The sequence below is a fragment of the Candidatus Pantoea soli genome, from assembly GCF_007833795.1.
GTDB lineage: Bacteria > Pseudomonadota > Gammaproteobacteria > Enterobacterales > Enterobacteriaceae > Pantoea > Pantoea soli.
On the sequence record NZ_CP032702.1, the window covers coordinates 2,512,376 to 2,527,577 of the forward strand.

Sequence of the window (15,202 nt, forward strand, 5' to 3'; positions counted from 1 at the left end):
CCTGACTCCTTAAGGTAACAAGCCTTTGACGTCGATCGGTTTGGCTTCGTTTTCCGCGTCGCCCTTCTCTTTACCGTCGATCGCCATCCCCGCCATGCGGTAGAAGTTGTATTCCGGGTATTTACCCGGACCAGAAATCAGCAGGTCCTCTTTTTCGTACACCAGATCCTGACGCTTGAACTCACCCAGCTCAAAGTCCGGGGTCAGCTGGATAGCCGTAGTCGGACAGGCTTCTTCGCACAGGCCGCAGAAAATGCAGCGTGAGAAGTTGATGCGGAAAAACTCCGGGTACCAGCGGCCATCCTGCATCTCTGCTTTCTGCAGCGAGATACAGCCCACCGGGCAGGCCACGGCGCACAGGTTACAGGCGACGCAACGCTCTTCGCCGTCCGGATCGCGCGTCAGCACAATACGGCCGCGGTAGCGCGGTGGCAGGTAGACCGGCTCTTCCGGATACATCTGGGTTTCGCGTTTGGCAAAGGCGTGCATGCCAATCATCCAGATACTGCGCACTGTCGTGCCGAAGCCAACGACAATATCTTTTAAAGTCATCTCAAAAACCCCTTACTGCGCGTTGTACAGAATCACTGCGGCGGTAGCCAGCAGGTTCAGTAACGTCAACGGCAGACATACTTTCCAGCCGAACGACAGCACCTGGTCATAGCGTGGACGCGGCAGCGCAGCACGAATCAGGATAAACATCACCATGAAGAACGCCGTTTTCAGGGCGAACCAGATGAAAGGTGGCAGGAACGGACCGTGCCAGCCACCAAAGAACAGCGTGACAATCAGCGCAGATACGGTGGTGATCGCCACGTATTCGCCCACAAAGAACAGACCGAACTTCATCCCGGCATATTCGATGTGATAACCGTCCGCCAGTTCCTGCTCGGCTTCCGGCTGGTCAAACGGGTGACGGTGACACACCGCAACACCGGCGATGCAGAAGGTGATAAAGCCAAAGAACTGCGGAATGATGTTCCACAGATGCGTCTGGCTCTCGACAATGGCGTTGAGGTTGAAGGAACCGGCCTGCGCCACGACACCCATCAGCGACAGACCCAGGAACACTTCGTAGCTCAGCGTCTGTGCCGAAGCACGCATCGCCCCCAGCAGCGAGTATTTGTTGTTACTCGACCAGCCCGCAAACAGCACCGCATACACCGCCAGACCGGCCATCATCAGGAAGAACAGCAAACCGATGTTGAGATCGGTCACCATCCAGCTAGGGGATACCGGCACAATCGCAAACGCCAGCAGCAGCGAAACGAAGGCGATAACCGGTGCCAGGGTAAAGATGAAGCGATCGGTAAACGGCGGAACCCAGTCCTCTTTAAAGAACATTTTGATCATGTCCGCTGCCAGCTGGAGCGAGCCGCCCCAGCCAACACGGTTTGGACCATAACGGTTCTGCCACAGGCCAAGCAGACGGCGCTCGGCGAAACTCATGAAGGCGCCACAGGCCACCACAACCAGCAGGATGACAATGGCTTTTACCACCTGAAGGATGATGTCAATAACGTCCGGTGTCAGCCAGCTCATTGCGCGGCCTCCTGCAGTTTGTCAATTTGCGCACCCGCCAGGAACGGCGGCACGCCTGGCATGCCCAGCGGCAGCCCCACCTGCCCTGCCTGCAGCGCAGCAGAGAAACGCACCGGCAGACGCAGGGTTTCACCGGCACAGACCAGCTCGACCGATGCGCCGGCATTGACGCCCAGCTTCTCCGCGTCCGCCGGGTTAATCACCAGCGTGGCGGGTGCCATACGTTTCTGGAAGGTGGCCGAGCGCTGCGTCATCTCCTCGCTACCAAACAGCTGGTAGTAAGGTGCAACGCGCCACTGGCTGCCGGCGGTGAAGCGCTCCGGAATAGCGGTAAACCACGGCAGCGAACCGCTGCCGGCCTCAAACAGGCGCACGCCCGGATCGCCGAAACGCAGCTTCCCGCCCACTTCGGCCTGGAACTTGTTCCATGCCTGCGGTGAGTTCCAGCCCGGAGCCCAGGCGAAGGGGATCTGCGAACGCGGCGCGCCTGGCTGATTGTTCCCTTCCATGGAGAAGGCGAACATGGTGTCTTTATCCTGCGGCTGACGCGGCTCGTGCACGCTAATGTTGGCCCGGGCAGCGGTACGGCCACTGGCGCGATGCGGGGAACGCGCCAGTTTCTGACCGCGAATGCGGAAGCTGGCATCCGGTGCCGCGTCTTTAATGCCTTTCAGCTGCGGCAGTGCCACCACCACGGCGTCAATGACGTGATCCAGCTGGGTCCAGTCAATCTGACGGCTCTGCACGGTGCTGTGCAGCGAATGCAGCCAGCGCCAGCTCTCCAGCATCACAATGCTGTTGTCGTAGTAAGCCGGATCGTAAACCTGGAAGAAGCGCTGAGCGCGGCCTTCATGGTTAATGGAGGTGCCATCGCTTTCGGCAAAGCTGGCGGTCGATAACACCAGACCGGCTTTTTCCAGCGTGGCGGTACGCTGATGGTCCACCACAATCACGCTGGCGGTGTTGTTCAGCGCCGCATCCACGGTAGCCTTTGGCGCATGACGATAGAGATCGTTCTCCAGCACCACCAGCGCATCAGCTTCACCGTTGCGCAGCTGCTGCAGGGCGCTGTCCAGCGACTGACCGCCCATCAGGCCAAGGCCCATGCTGTTAGCCGCATCGGCCAGCAGCGTAATGCCCACATCGGCACCGCGCGCTTTCAGCGCTTTGGCCACGTTGGCTGCCGCCTCAATCATGGCGGTGCTGCCGGCGTGTGAACCCGAGATGATCAGCGGCTTTTTCGCCCCTGCCAGCGCCTGCACCACTACATCAAGTTTGCTGTTCAGGCTGCTGTCAAATCCTGTCACCGCCGGGGCGCTTTCATCCAGCGCGCTGGCAATGGCAAAACCAAGGCGAGCCTGATCTTCAACCGGTGCGCGATAGCTCCAGGCAGCGATATCATCCAGACGCGTTTCATCAACGTTGGTGACGAACAGCGGATGCTTCGCGTGCTGACCGATGTTGAGAATGGCGGCGATCTGCCAGTCGGCCACTTTTTGCGCTGCGGCCATTTCACGCGCCTTGCCTTTCACAGCCTGACGCACGGAGAGCGCCACGCGTGCGCCGACCTGAGTCAGATCTTCACCCAGCACCAGCACCGCATCATAACTTTCGATTTCACGCAGCGATGGCGTGTAGATGCCGCCTTCCTGCAGCACTTTGAGCATCAGCTCCACGCGCGCCTGCTCACCGGCCGGCATGCCGGTAGAGAAGTTCTCCGCGCCGACCAGTTCACGCAGCGCAAAGTTACTTTCAATACTGGCGCGAGGCGAGCCAATGCCAATCACTTTTTTCGCCTGACGCAGAATATCCGCCGCCGCATTTACCGCCTGTTCCGCGTTCAGCATAATGCGATCGTTCCCGCGCAGCTGCTCCGGATGGCGTGGACGATCTTTGCGGTTGACATAGCCGTAGCCGAAACGACCGCGATCGCACAGGAAATAGTGGTTTACCGTGCCGTTATAGCGGTTTTCGATACGGCGCAGCTCGCCATAGCGCTCGCCAGGGCTGGTGTTACAACCCACGCTGCACTGCTGGCAGATGCTGGGCGCGAACTGCATATCCCATTTACGGTTATAGCGTTCTGAGTGGGTTTTATCGGTGAAGACGCCGGTCGGGCAGATTTCCACCAGGTTACCGGAGAATTCGCTTTCCAGCGTGCCATCTTCCGGACGTCCGAAGTAGACGTTATCGTGCGCGCCGTAGACACCGAGATCTTTACCGTCTGCGTAATCTTTGTAGTAACGCACGCAGCGATAGCAGGCGATACAGCGGTTCATCTCGTGAGAGATAAACGGACCGAGATCCTGATTCTGGTGAGTACGCTTGGTAAAGCGATAGCGACGGAAACTGTGCCCCGTCATTACCGTCATATCCTGCAGATGGCAGTTACCGCCCTCTTCGCACACCGGACAGTCGTGCGGGTGGTTGGTCATCAGCCATTCCACCACGCTTTCACGAAACTCTTTGGCTTCGCCATCGTCAATGGAAATAAAGGTTCCGTCCGACGCGGGTGTCATGCACGACATGACAAGGCGACCGCGGGTATCTTCGGCATTCTGGAATTGCTTTACCGCGCACTGGCGGCAGGCCCCGACGCTTCCCAGCGCCGGATGCCAGCAAAAATAAGGAATATCAAGGCCCAGAGAAAGACACGCCTGCAGCAGGTTGTCCGCTCCGTTCACATCATATTCTTTACCGTCTACATGGATTGTAGCCATAGTGAACATGCTTCCGTAAGGCTCGTCCGGGGACGAGCGTTAAACATCTGATTCTGTCGCCTGCGCCAGATTGGCCCGGGCGATTCCGTAAAGAACGGCGGTTTACCAGCGCGCTTTCAGCAGGTTAGGCTGAATCCCGCCGATAGCGCGGGTATTGCCAAACACCTGCGGCGCAATGCCCGCTTCGAACTCTTCACGGAAATATTTGATCGCGCTTTGCAGCGGCTCGACCGCACCCGGTGCGTGGGCGCAGAAGGTTTTACCCGGGCCGAGCTGGCGGCAAAGCTGCTCCAGCGTCTCGATATCGCCGGGCTGGCCTTTTTTCTGCTCCAGCGCACGCAGGATCTTCACGCTCCACGGCAGGCCGTCGCGGCACGGGGTACACCAGCCGCAGGACTCACGCGCAAAGAACTCTTCCAGGTTACGCACCAGCGAGACCATATTGATTTCATGGTCGACGGCCATCGCCAGCGCCGTACCCAGACGGCTGCCGGCTTTACCAATGCTGGCAAACTCCATCGGCAGATCGAGGTGCTGTTCGGTAAGGAAGTCGGTCCCGGCTCCGCCTGGCTGCCAGGCTTTGAATTTCAGACCATCGCGCATGCCGCCGGCATAATCCTCAAGGATTTCGCGCGCGGTAACGCCAAACGGCAGTTCCCAGACGCCCGGGTTCTTCACGCGGCCGGAGAAGCCCATCATCTTGGTGCCGGTGTCATCACTCTTCGAAATGTTTTTGTACCACTCCACGCCATTCAGGAAGATGGCCGGTACGTTCGACAGCGTCTCAACGTTATTAACGCAGGTCGGCTTGCCCCATACGCCAGCGCTGGCCGGGAACGGTGGCTTGGAACGCGGGTTAGCGCGACGGCCTTCCAGCGAGTTAATCAGCGCCGTCTCTTCGCCGCAGATATAGCGCCCGGCACCGGTGTGCACAAACAGCTCGAAGTCAAAACCGGTGCCGAGAATGTTTTTACCGAGATAGCCTGCTGCGGTCGCTTCCGCAATGGCGCGACGCAGGTTCTCAGCGGCTTCAATGTACTCACCGCGCAGGAAGATGTAACCGCGGTAGGCTTTCAGCGCAAACGCGCTGATCAGCATGCCTTCCACCAGCTGGTGCGGCAGCTGCTCCATCAGCAGCCGGTCTTTATAGGTGCCCGGCTCCATCTCATCAGCGTTACACAGCAGGTAACGGATGTTCATGGATTCGTCTTTTGGCATCAGGCTCCACTTCAGGCCGGTGCTGAAGCCCGCGCCGCCGCGGCCTTTCAGCCCTGAATCTTTCACGGTGGCGACGATTTCATCCTGGCTCATGCCTTTCAGCGCTTTTTCTGCGCCAACGTAGCCGTTTTTACTGCGATATTCATCGATCCACACCGGCTGCTTGTCGTCACGCAGACGCCAGGTGAGCGGATGGGTTTCCGCAGTACGAATGATCTGTTTAATGGTCATTGATACTGCTCCAGCAGGTTAGCGATGCCTTCCGGCGTCAGGTGCACGTGGGTATCTTCATCCACCATCATGGTCGGGCCTTTATCGCAGTTGCCGAGGCAGCAGGTTGGCAGCAGCGTAAAACGACCGTCCGGCGTAGTCTGACCCGGTTTGATGTTCAGGTTCTGCTCCAGCGCAGCCTGAATACCCTGATAACCCGTGATGTGGCATACCACGCTATCGCAGTAGCGAATCACGTGACGTCCAACCGGCGTACGGTAAATCTGGCTGTAAAAGGTCGCCACGCCTTCTACGTCACTGGCCGGAATGCCCAGCACCTCGGCAATGGCGTGAATCGCGCCATCCGGCACCCAGCCGCGCTGTTTCTGCACGATCTTCAGCGCTTCAATGGAAGCCGCGCGCGCATCTTCATAATGGTGTTTTTCATGCTCAATAGCGTGGTGCTCGGCCTCGCTCAGCACAAAGACCTCATTCGGGTCGATGGTTTGAATGGCAATTTTTTGATCGTGCATAATTAGCGGTCCACGTCTGACATAACAAAATCGATACTGCCGAGGTACACGATCAGGTCGGATACCAGGCTGCCACGGATCACGGAAGGGATCTGCTGCAGGTGCGGGAAGCTTGGCGTACGCACGCGGGTGCGGTAGCTCATGGTGCTGCCATCGCTGGTCAGGTAATAGCTGTTGATCCCCTTGGTCGCTTCAATCATCTGGAAGGATTCATTCGCCGGCATCACCGGGCCCCATGAAACCTGCAGGAAGTGTGTGATCAGGGTTTCAATATGCTGCAGCGTACGCTCTTTCGGCGGCGGCGTGGTCAGCGGATGGTCAGCTTTAAATGGCCCTTCCGGCATGTTTTTCAGGCACTGTTCCAGAATGCGCAGCGACTGCCACATCTCTTCCATTTTTAGCTGCACGCGGGTGTAAGCGTCGCTGATACCTGCGCCAACCGGCACCTCAAAGTCGAAGTTTTCGTAGCCGGAATACGGACGCCATTTGCGCACGTCAAAGTCCAGACCGGTGGCACGCAGGCCGGCACCGGTGGTGCCCCATGCCAGCGCTTCGTCCATGTTATACGCCGCTACGCCCTGTGAACGGCCCATCAGCACGGTGTTGCGCAGCGCAGCTTTGTCATACTCTTTCAGGCGCTTCGGCATCCAGTCGAGGAATTCGCGCAGCAGGCGCTCCCAGCCTTTCGGCAGGTCGTGCGCCACGCCACCAATGCGGAACCACGCCGGGTGCATACGGAAACCGGTGATCGCTTCCACCACGTCATAAATTTTCTGACGATCGGTAAAGGCAAAGAACACCGGGGTCATCGCGCCCACGTCCTGAATAAAGGTCGAGATATAGAGCAGGTGGCTGTTGATACGGAACAGTTCAGACAGCATTACGCGAATAACATTGACGCGATCCGGCACGGTGATCCCGGCCAGCTTTTCCACCGCCAGCACATACGGCATTTCATTCACGCAGCCGCCGAGGTACTCGACACGATCGGTATACGGAATGTAGCTGTGCCACGACTGGCGCTCACCCATCTTCTCCGCACCGCGATGGTGGTAGCCGATGTCCGGTACGCAGTCGACAATCTCTTCCCCGTCCAGCTGCAGAATGATGCGAAACGCACCGTGCGCCGAGGGGTGGTTTGGACCCAGGTTGAGGAACATAAAGTCCTCGTTGGCGGTGCTGCGCTTCATGCCCCAGTCTTCCGGCTTGAAGGTCAGCGACTCCATTTCAAGGTCTTCTTTCTGCTTCGTCAGCGTGAACGGATCGAACTCCGTGGCGCGCGCCGGATAATCTTTACGCAGCGGGTGGCCTTCCCAGGTCTGCGGCATCATGATACGCGTCAGATGCGGGTGACCATTGAAGGTGATGCCAAACATCTCCCAGGTTTCGCGCTCATACCAGTTAGCATTGGCGAAGAGTCTGGTGATGGTGGGCAGATTCAGATCGTTTTCTGACAGCGCTACCTTGAGCATGATGTCGCGGTTGCGTTCAATGGACAGCAGATGGTAGAAAACGGAAAAATCCGCAGCGGGCAGACCGGCGCGGTGAGTACGTAAACGCTCGTCAACGCCGTGCAGGTCATACAACATGACATACGGCTTTGGCAGCTTACGCAGGAATTCCACTATTTCCAGAATCTGTTCACGCTTCACCCAGACCACCGGAATTCCGGTGCGGGTAGCCTGAACGGTAAAGGCATCCGGCCCAAAACGGTTACGCAGCTCGCCAATCACCGGGTCATCCAGGTGATCCCGGGTTTGCCATGCAGGCTGAGCGAGATCTTGCGTGGTTAAATCAGTCATACGTTACTCACCATTCCGTCCTGTGATCAGGCACTCAAAAGAAGGCGTCAGGATGGCGGCACGCAATAAATTGTCATTTTCTGCTGCGGCCGTTACGCCATCCATGTACGGGGGGTCTTAAACTTCGTCAGGCGTTCTCAGGTTAGTGACAGCGATACGCTCGCCACGCTTTCTTTCACGCTCGGACTGCATATTGGCACGGTATACACCCTGGTCACCCACCACCCACGAGAGCGGACGACGCTCTTTGCCGATGGATTCACGCAGCAGCAGCAGCGCCTGCATATAGGCTTCCGGACGCGGCGGGCAGCCGGGGATATACACGTCTACCGGCAGGAACTTATCAACGCCCTGCACCACCGAGTAGATGTCATACATGCCGCCGGAATTCGCGCAGGCACCCATGGAGATGACCCACTTCGGTTCCAGCATCTGATCGTATAAACGCTGAATGACCGGCGCCATTTTGGTAAACGGCGTACCGGCAATCACCATAAAGTCAGCCTGACGTGGCGAGGCGCGCATAACTTCCGCACCAAAACGCGCGACGTCGTGCACCGCGGTGAACGACGTGGTCATTTCCACATAGCAGCAGGAAAGGCCAAAGTTATACGGCCAGAGAGAGTTTTTACGACCCCAGTTCACCATGTCGTGCAGGGCATGCTCAAGCTTGCCCATGTAGACGCTGCGGTGAACGTGTTGCTCCAGAGGATCGGTAACAATCTCCTGTTTCTGCAGAGGATAACGATCGTTATCGCCCCCGTTCGGGTCTACGCGTGTCAGCGTGTAGTCCATGTTATTGCCTCGCTTTTACTGCTTATGAGGGTTGGTGTGACTGTGGCTGACCGGGCTTGACTTAACGACTACGCGACGACGCGCAGGCGCCCAGTCCAGCGCACCGATACGTACCAGATAAACCAGGCCTGCCAGGAGCACCAAAATGAAAATAGCGGCTTCCGCAAAGCCCACCCAGCCGCTTTCGCGGATGGAGGTGGACCATGCGTATAAATAGAGGGCTTCGACGTCGAAGATCACGAAGAACATCGCAACCAGATAAAATTTCGCCGAGAGGCGGATATGGGTGTCACCGACGGATTCAATACCGGATTCAAAAGGGGTGTCCTTGTGACGCGCGCGCGCGCGACCCCCTAACAACCAGCCACCGGTTAACATAAAGGCACACAGGCCAAACGCGATAACAATGAAAACAATAAACGCCCAGTGATGAGCGATGACTTCTGTGGTTGTTGACATACTCTTTGCTTACTCATCAAAAGTGGCGATGGCATCCTGCTCTGTCGCAGCAAACGCACCACATCGATTCAAGGGAAGGAGAAAAAACCTTATAAATCTTGCTGTCATTAGCGATTAAGCAGCAATTTTATGGGGTTTTTTACTCCTTTCTATAACCTTTTGTCAACTTTGACAAAAGTATCCAAACATTAATTTACACCCGCAGCATATTATTAACATACGAACCCCCGATCGCCAGCTAAATCGCTTCAGTTTGTGCGGTTAATTTCAGTGTAGCGGGTATTCATATGCATGGATCGTGCATTTAACAAACATATTTTGACAGGTCTCAGCGGGATTTCCCCCCCCTTCACAGGGGTATTTTTTTGATCCAGAGCACATAACTGCGCTTTTTGCTGTAAAAAAGCACAACGCCGTGCCTGAAGCGCGCCGCTAAAACCGGCACGAAATGATAAAAAAATTTTGCATTGGGCAAAAATGAAACATATGCGACTTATTTGCACAGCGGGGAAATTATTGGCGGGAAAAATGATAAATAAAGGCAAGTTAAGTGGCATAAAAAAAGCCCTACCCGGCTATTTTCCGGCTAAGGCTCATTTTTCGCTGTTTTAACAATTCACCGCTATTCAGGATATGAAGAATAACGCTGTTCAGGCGACTTACTCTTCGTCGTCCAGCAGCAGGGTGCCGTCTGGATTCGCGCTCAGGTTGTAAGGATCATTGGTGGACTGCATGGCGTTAAAGATTGCCAGAGCCAGTTCATTCTCACTATCCGGGTTGCGGCACAGCAGATACTGCGTATCCGGCAGTACCGGCAGGCCTTCTGCTGCACCCATCACGCGCAGTTCCGGGCTCATCATTTCAACCGGACGCGCCGTCACGCCAAGACCGGCTTTAACTGCAGCACGCACCGCAGCCAGCGTAGAGGCGACGTAAGAGATGCGCCACGGAATGCCGGCTTCGTTCAGGTGATCGATCGCCATGTCGCGGTACGGGCTCGGTTCATCCAGCAGTACCAGAGGAATCGCTTCGCCGCGCTGGAAGATGTAATCCGCCGCGCAATACCACAAGGTAGGAGACGTGCGCAGCACCTGATGGGTGAAATTGCCGGGACTGGAGGTGGTCACCACCAGATCGACTTCGCCCTGGTTCAGCATTTCCATCATGAACGGGTTACGCTTCACGCGGACATCGATGGCCAGCTTCGGATAGACCGACGTCACGCGGTTAAGCAGAAACGGCAGAATGGTGTCAGAAGTGTCATCAGATGCGCCAATGGTCAGCACGCCCTGAATGTTGCTGTACATCAGCGATGTGCAGGCTTCATCGTTAAAGCGCAGTATTTTCCGGGCGTAGCCCAGCAGCTGAATACCATGCTCCGTCAGTAATTTGTTACGTCCATGTCTGGCAAACAGCTCTTTACCTACCAATTGCTCCAGACGTTGCATCTGCTGACTGACCGCGGATTGCGTTCTGCATACAGCCGCCGCTGCGGCGGCAAAGGTATTCAGATCGGCAACCGCAACAAATGTACGCAGCAGATCGAGGTCGAGATTCAGTATCGGACGATTTGCATTAGTCATGTTTTTTCTTCACTTATAAGATTTTTTAAAACTACTACCCTGGTGTATTACCTTACTTATCAAAGTGATAAGAGGTAATGGTGCTTAATGACCGCCCTGTGATAAGACCGTCATGAAAAAAATCGTGTCAGGCGGAAATGGACGAACAGGTTGCTCAGCGCTGAGCAGTGGCGTCCTTCAGAGAGAACAACTTCTGTGCTCAAAGACGTCAGTCGTACAGTTGCTGGAAGCTGTGTAGTTGCCTGGTTCCCCGCAAATGGTCCGGCGGGTCAAAAGTGATAACACTGTGTTATGCTGATGCGAAGCGGTAAACTGCATCAAATAATAAATTATACTTAATCATTTTTACGCCAGAAATGGAAATGTTTTTGTTCAAAACATCGTAATTTTTGACCAAAAGACATTTCTGGCACATCCTGCCACCGCACGGGTCATTTTTTAACCTTTCGCAATTCTGAACAGATTGATAAGCGTTAAAGTGACTGTACAAATGCCATTTATAGCGCGCGATACCTGTTTTTTCCTGCTGGTTCAGGAACTAATTTTACCCCATAAAGGGGGCCTGAATTGCGTCAGTTTTTCTGGCGCCAGTGCGTGCTTTAACTCTCCTGCACAATTCTTCGGCATCTTACAAAAAACCTTTAACTATTTCCTCATGTGGCTAATTAATATTTTTCCGCCTTAAGCGTCGAAATCTTCTTAATCCCGTAGCGAAAGGATGGATATCAGGCTTTACAGACGTACCACACTGCAGAAATATTAAATGTCGCCACCGGCTATTTTAATAGATTATTAAACCAGTTTTAACACTTAAAAATGCGTTTTGCGCCAGTACGCTGCCGAAAGCCTGCCTATCGCGCCAAAACCTGGCCCTGCCCTTCTTTTGTTACAGTGAGAGGAGTAAATTGAGCAGGTTTGATTTTGGTGGCAGGTTAAAGGACTCTGCCCGTTAAGGCGGCAACGATGAATTTTCAAATTGATAAATCCGGCAAGCTGGAAAATGTCTGTTATGACATCCGCGGTCCGGTACTGAAAGAAGCAAAACGTCTCGAAGAAGAAGGCAACAAAGTCCTCAAACTCAATATCGGCAACCCCGCGCCGTTTGGGTTTGAAGCACCGGATGAGATTCTGGTTGATGTCATCCGCAACCTGCCAGGTGCGCAAGGGTACTGCGACTCAAAAGGGCTGTATTCCGCCCGTAAAGCGATTATGCAGCACTACCAGGCGCGCGATATGCGCGATGTCACCGTTGAAGATATTTATATCGGTAATGGTGTCTCGGAGCTGATCGTCCAGGCAATGCAGGCGCTGCTGAACAGCGGCGATGAAATGCTGGTGCCGGCACCGGATTATCCACTGTGGACCGCCGCCGTTTCGCTTTCCGGTGGCAAAGCGGTGCACTATTTGTGTGATGAGTCAGCCGGCTGGTTCCCTGACCTCAACGATATCCGCAGCAAAATCACGCCCCGCACGCGCGGCATCGTGATCATTAACCCGAATAACCCTACCGGCGCGGTTTACAGCAAAGAGTTGCTGCTGGAGATCGTGGAGATTGCCCGTCAGCATAACCTGATTATCTTTGCTGACGAGATTTACGACAAAATTCTCTACGATGAGGCTCAGCATCATTCCATCGCCGCGCTGGCGCCGGATCTGCTGACCGTGACCTTCAACGGCCTGTCGAAAACCTACCGCGTGGCGGGGTTCCGTCAGGGCTGGATGGTCCTGAACGGGCCAAAGCAGCACGCCAAAGGTTACATTGAGGGGCTGGAAATGCTGGCCTCAATGCGTCTGTGTGCCAACGTACCGGCGCAGCATGCAATCCAGACTGCGCTGGGCGGCTACCAGAGCATCAGCGAATTTATCGTGCCAGGCGGCCGGCTGTATGAGCAGCGCCAGCGCGCCTGGGAGCTGATAAATGACATCCCTGGCGTCAGCTGCGTGAAACCTCAGGGCGCGCTTTATATGTTCCCGCGCATTGATGCGAAGAAATTCAATATCTTCGACGATCAGAAAATGGTACTGGATTTCCTGCTGCAGGAAAAAGTACTGCTGGTGCAGGGCACCGCGTTCAACTGGCCGTGGCCGGATCATGTGCGCATCGTGACGCTACCACGCGTTGACGATCTGGAAATGGCCATCCACAAATTTGGCCGCTTCCTGCTGGGGTATCGTCAGTAAGCTTACTCCGCCTGGTGCCCGTGCCGGGCACTGGCACCTCGGGTGGCCCGCGCTGCCACCCGACGGGTGAAGGGTATATACTGTGTGCATTTCGGGGAAAGGTTCGCCTTCCCCGCCGTGCTAACAGGAATCGTTCATGACCCGCAGCCACTTTTTTGCTCATCTCTCCCGTCTTAAGCTGATTAACCGCTGGCCCCTGATGCGCAACGTGCGCACGGAAAATGTCTCCGAGCACAGCCTGCAGGTGGCGATGGTGGCGCACGCGCTGGCGATCATCAAAAACAAGAAATTTAACGGTAATCTCAACGCCGATCGTATTGCCATGCTGGCGCTGTATCACGATGCCAGTGAGGTGCTGACCGGGGATTTACCGACGCCGGTTAAGTATTACAACGCACAGATCGCCCACGAATACAAAAAGATAGAGAAAATTGCCCAGCAGAAGCTGATCGAAATGCTGCCCCCGGAGTTGCAGGACGCCTACCGCCCGCTGCTGGATGAGCATTTACACAGTGAAAGTGAGCAGGCGCTGGTGAAGCAGGCAGATGCGCTGTGCGCCTACCTGAAATGTCTTGAGGAGCTGTCCGCCGGAAATCATGAATTTGTCCTGGCGAAGGCGCGGCTGGAGAAAACGCTGGCGGCGCGCCGTTCGCCGGAGATGGACTACTTTATCGAGGTTTTCGTTCCCAGCTTTAACCTGTCGCTGGATGAAATCTCTCAGGATACGCCGCTGTAAGCCGCGTGCCGCCCCTCAGGCGCGGCTCAACAGCGTAAACTCGCCGTTGTCCTGTTTTTCAATCTGCAGCGGCGTCAAATCGTGCACCTGCAGCATCACTTCATTGAGACGCGCTATGTCGCCGTGCGGATTCACCGCGACCACGGCGCAACCGGCTTCCAGCCCGGCCACAATGCCGGCGGGCGCATCTTCCACCACCACGCAGGCGGATGGCTGCAGACCAAGGCGCTGCGCGCCCAGCAGATAGGGTTCCGGATCGGGCTTACCGCGCGTGATGTTCTCTGCGGTAATGAATACTTCCGGCATCGGCAGTCCGGCGGCGCGATGGCGCGCGTGCGCAACCGGCACGGATCCGGACGTAACAATCGCCCACGGTATCTGCAGAGTGTTCAGGGTGGTGAGCAGCGCGTGCGCGCCGGCGATCGCCTGCACGCCTTCGGTATCTTCAGCTTCCCGCTGTTCCAGCCAGCGAAATTCAGCCTGAATCGCCTCTTCGCTCTGGCCTGCCATAAAATGGCGCAGCGAGTTAATGGCCGGTTTGCCGTGAATGTAATCCAGCACCGTTTCAGCGCGCAGATCGTGGCGTTCTCCCCATTGTGACCAGGCGCGCACCACGGCCGGCAGCGAATCCACCAGCGTACCGTCTAAATCAAACAGAAACCCTCTGTATGTCACACGTTGCTCCTTACTCAGACAGAAAAACCGACGCAATAGCCTCCGCGCGGCGGAAAGAGTGATGCGGACAAGTGTGCCATACCCGGCGCTGATACGGGAATTTTTCCACGGCTGAAGGCGCTGCGCGCGCCTTAAGCTTTGTGCGGGTAGCCAGCGGCTGTTACCGCGCCCGGCGCGTGACCGGGCGGGCCATGATGTGCACGATCCTCAGAGATCGTCGAGGAAGGTGCGGTCGAGTTGCTTAAAGGCGCGTTTCAGGACATCGGCCAGCGCCTGATAGGTGGGTTTACCGTCAACCGGTGCGATTGCCTGCCCGGCCTCTTCCAGCTTCGCGCGCACTTCATGAAACCAGCTCAGCAGCCCGGGCGGCAACGGGGTAACTGAACGTTTACCCAGCCACCACAGACCCTGCATCGGCAGGCTGCAGGCAAACAGCGCAGTGGCGATTGCCGGGCCCAGCTGTCCGCCCAGCGCAATTTGCCAGGTCAGGGTAAAAATCGCCAGCGGCGGCATAAAACGAATGGCGAAACGGGTAGCCGTCACGACGCGGTTTTCGGGAAACACCGGCGCCAGTCGTTTGTCAGCCGGCCAGGTTTTCATATAGTGCTGACCGCGCTGAAATAAGCCGAACCAGCCTGGATTGCCTGCGTCATTCGCCATGGAATACCTCAACTATTTCTACAACATTTAAAATAAATTTATAACTACACAACTTTACGTGACATCCTTCAAAAGATTTTGTCTTTGC

13 protein-coding genes are annotated in these 15,202 nt (G+C 55.9%); 2 read left to right on the plus strand and 11 right to left on the minus strand.

Annotation, left to right across the window (positions count from 1 at the left end):
- Positions 1 to 9: 9 nt before the first annotated feature.
- The 9 genes from nuoI to lrhA all read right to left on the minus strand — a co-directional run bounded on the left by nuoI (position 10) and on the right by lrhA (position 10,862).
- Positions 10 to 552: an NADH-quinone oxidoreductase subunit NuoI gene (gene nuoI / locus D8B20_RS11665; protein WP_128601518.1), complete on the minus strand. Its 543-nt coding sequence runs from the start codon at positions 550 to 552 to the stop codon at positions 10 to 12.
- A 12-nt stretch (positions 553 to 564) separates the two neighbouring features.
- A complete protein-coding gene (gene nuoH / locus D8B20_RS11670) occupies positions 565 to 1,542 on the minus strand; it encodes an NADH-quinone oxidoreductase subunit NuoH (RefSeq protein ID WP_145889033.1) in 978 nt (325 codons plus the stop codon).
- Positions 1,539 to 4,262: an NADH-quinone oxidoreductase subunit NuoG gene (nuoG, locus tag D8B20_RS11675; RefSeq protein WP_145889034.1), complete on the minus strand. Its 2,724-nt coding sequence runs from the start codon at positions 4,260 to 4,262 to the stop codon at positions 1,539 to 1,541. Before nuoG ends, nuoH begins: the two co-directional genes overlap by 4 nt.
- Positions 4,263 to 4,364: 102 nt before the next feature.
- Complete coding sequence (nuoF, locus tag D8B20_RS11680) at positions 4,365 to 5,705, minus strand: NADH-quinone oxidoreductase subunit NuoF (protein WP_145890547.1); 1,341 nt, start codon at positions 5,703 to 5,705, stop codon at positions 4,365 to 4,367.
- A 2-nt stretch (positions 5,706 to 5,707) separates the two neighbouring features.
- Entirely contained in the window at positions 5,708 to 6,223 is a 516-nt protein-coding gene (nuoE, locus tag D8B20_RS11685) for an NADH-quinone oxidoreductase subunit NuoE (RefSeq protein ID WP_145889035.1), read from the minus strand.
- A 2-nt stretch (positions 6,224 to 6,225) separates the two neighbouring features.
- Positions 6,226 to 8,025, minus strand: coding sequence for an NADH-quinone oxidoreductase subunit C/D (gene nuoC, locus D8B20_RS11690; protein ID WP_145889036.1), 1,800 nt, complete (start codon positions 8,023 to 8,025; stop codon positions 6,226 to 6,228).
- 117 nt (positions 8,026 to 8,142) lie between these two features.
- Positions 8,143 to 8,820: a NuoB/complex I 20 kDa subunit family protein gene (locus D8B20_RS11695; protein WP_021509214.1), complete on the minus strand. Its 678-nt coding sequence runs from the start codon at positions 8,818 to 8,820 to the stop codon at positions 8,143 to 8,145.
- 15 nt (positions 8,821 to 8,835) lie between these two features.
- Complete coding sequence (locus D8B20_RS11700; RefSeq protein ID WP_145889037.1) at positions 8,836 to 9,279, minus strand: NADH-quinone oxidoreductase subunit A; 444 nt, start codon at positions 9,277 to 9,279, stop codon at positions 8,836 to 8,838.
- Positions 9,280 to 9,938: 659 nt separating this feature from the next.
- Entirely contained in the window at positions 9,939 to 10,862 is a 924-nt protein-coding gene (gene lrhA, locus D8B20_RS11705; RefSeq protein ID WP_145889038.1) for a transcriptional regulator LrhA, read from the minus strand.
- A 963-nt stretch (positions 10,863 to 11,825) separates the two neighbouring features.
- On the opposite strand from lrhA, the gene D8B20_RS11710 reads away from it, so the two are divergent.
- Together D8B20_RS11710 and yfbR are read left to right on the plus strand one after the other, a co-directional pair.
- A complete protein-coding gene (locus D8B20_RS11710; protein WP_145889039.1) occupies positions 11,826 to 13,043 on the plus strand; it encodes a pyridoxal phosphate-dependent aminotransferase in 1,218 nt (405 codons plus the stop codon).
- A gap of 136 nt (positions 13,044 to 13,179) precedes the next feature.
- Positions 13,180 to 13,779: a 5'-deoxynucleotidase gene (gene yfbR, locus D8B20_RS11715; protein WP_145889040.1), complete on the plus strand. Its 600-nt coding sequence runs from the start codon at positions 13,180 to 13,182 to the stop codon at positions 13,777 to 13,779.
- A 15-nt stretch (positions 13,780 to 13,794) separates the two neighbouring features.
- Here the strand turns inward: yfbR and D8B20_RS11720 are convergent, their stop codons facing one another.
- Together D8B20_RS11720 and yfbV are read right to left on the minus strand one after the other, a co-directional pair.
- Positions 13,795 to 14,454, minus strand: a complete 660-nt coding sequence (locus tag D8B20_RS11720; RefSeq protein WP_145889041.1) for a sugar phosphatase — start codon at positions 14,452 to 14,454, stop codon at positions 13,795 to 13,797.
- Between the two features lie 207 nt (positions 14,455 to 14,661).
- Complete coding sequence (gene yfbV / locus D8B20_RS11725; protein WP_145889042.1) at positions 14,662 to 15,114, minus strand: terminus macrodomain insulation protein YfbV; 453 nt, start codon at positions 15,112 to 15,114, stop codon at positions 14,662 to 14,664.
- Positions 15,115 to 15,202: the final 88 nt, after the last annotated feature.

Excerpts from the sequence above, each read along its gene's own strand:
- nuoI (WP_128601518.1), bottom strand. The coding sequence starts at position 552 with ATGACTTTAAAAGATATTGTCGTTGGCTTCGGCACGACAGTGCGCAGT.
- nuoH (WP_145889033.1), bottom strand. The coding sequence starts at position 1,542 with ATGAGCTGGCTGACACCGGACGTTATTGACATCATCCTTCAGGTGGTA.
- nuoG (WP_145889034.1), bottom strand. The coding sequence starts at position 4,262 with ATGGCTACAATCCATGTAGACGGTAAAGAATATGATGTGAACGGAGCG.
- nuoE (WP_145889035.1), bottom strand. The coding sequence starts at position 6,223 with ATGCACGATCAAAAAATTGCCATTCAAACCATCGACCCGAATGAGGTC.
- nuoC (WP_145889036.1), bottom strand. The coding sequence starts at position 8,025 with ATGACTGATTTAACCACGCAAGATCTCGCTCAGCCTGCATGGCAAACC.
- D8B20_RS11695 (WP_021509214.1), bottom strand. The coding sequence starts at position 8,820 with ATGGACTACACGCTGACACGCGTAGACCCGAACGGGGGCGATAACGAT.
- D8B20_RS11700 (WP_145889037.1), bottom strand. The coding sequence starts at position 9,279 with ATGTCAACAACCACAGAAGTCATCGCTCATCACTGGGCGTTTATTGTT.
- lrhA (WP_145889038.1), bottom strand. The coding sequence starts at position 10,862 with ATGACTAATGCAAATCGTCCGATACTGAATCTCGACCTCGATCTGCTG.
- D8B20_RS11710 (WP_145889039.1), top strand. The coding sequence starts at position 11,826 with ATGAATTTTCAAATTGATAAATCCGGCAAGCTGGAAAATGTCTGTTAT.
- yfbR (WP_145889040.1), top strand. The coding sequence starts at position 13,180 with ATGACCCGCAGCCACTTTTTTGCTCATCTCTCCCGTCTTAAGCTGATT.
- yfbV (WP_145889042.1), bottom strand. The coding sequence starts at position 15,114 with ATGGCGAATGACGCAGGCAATCCAGGCTGGTTCGGCTTATTTCAGCGC.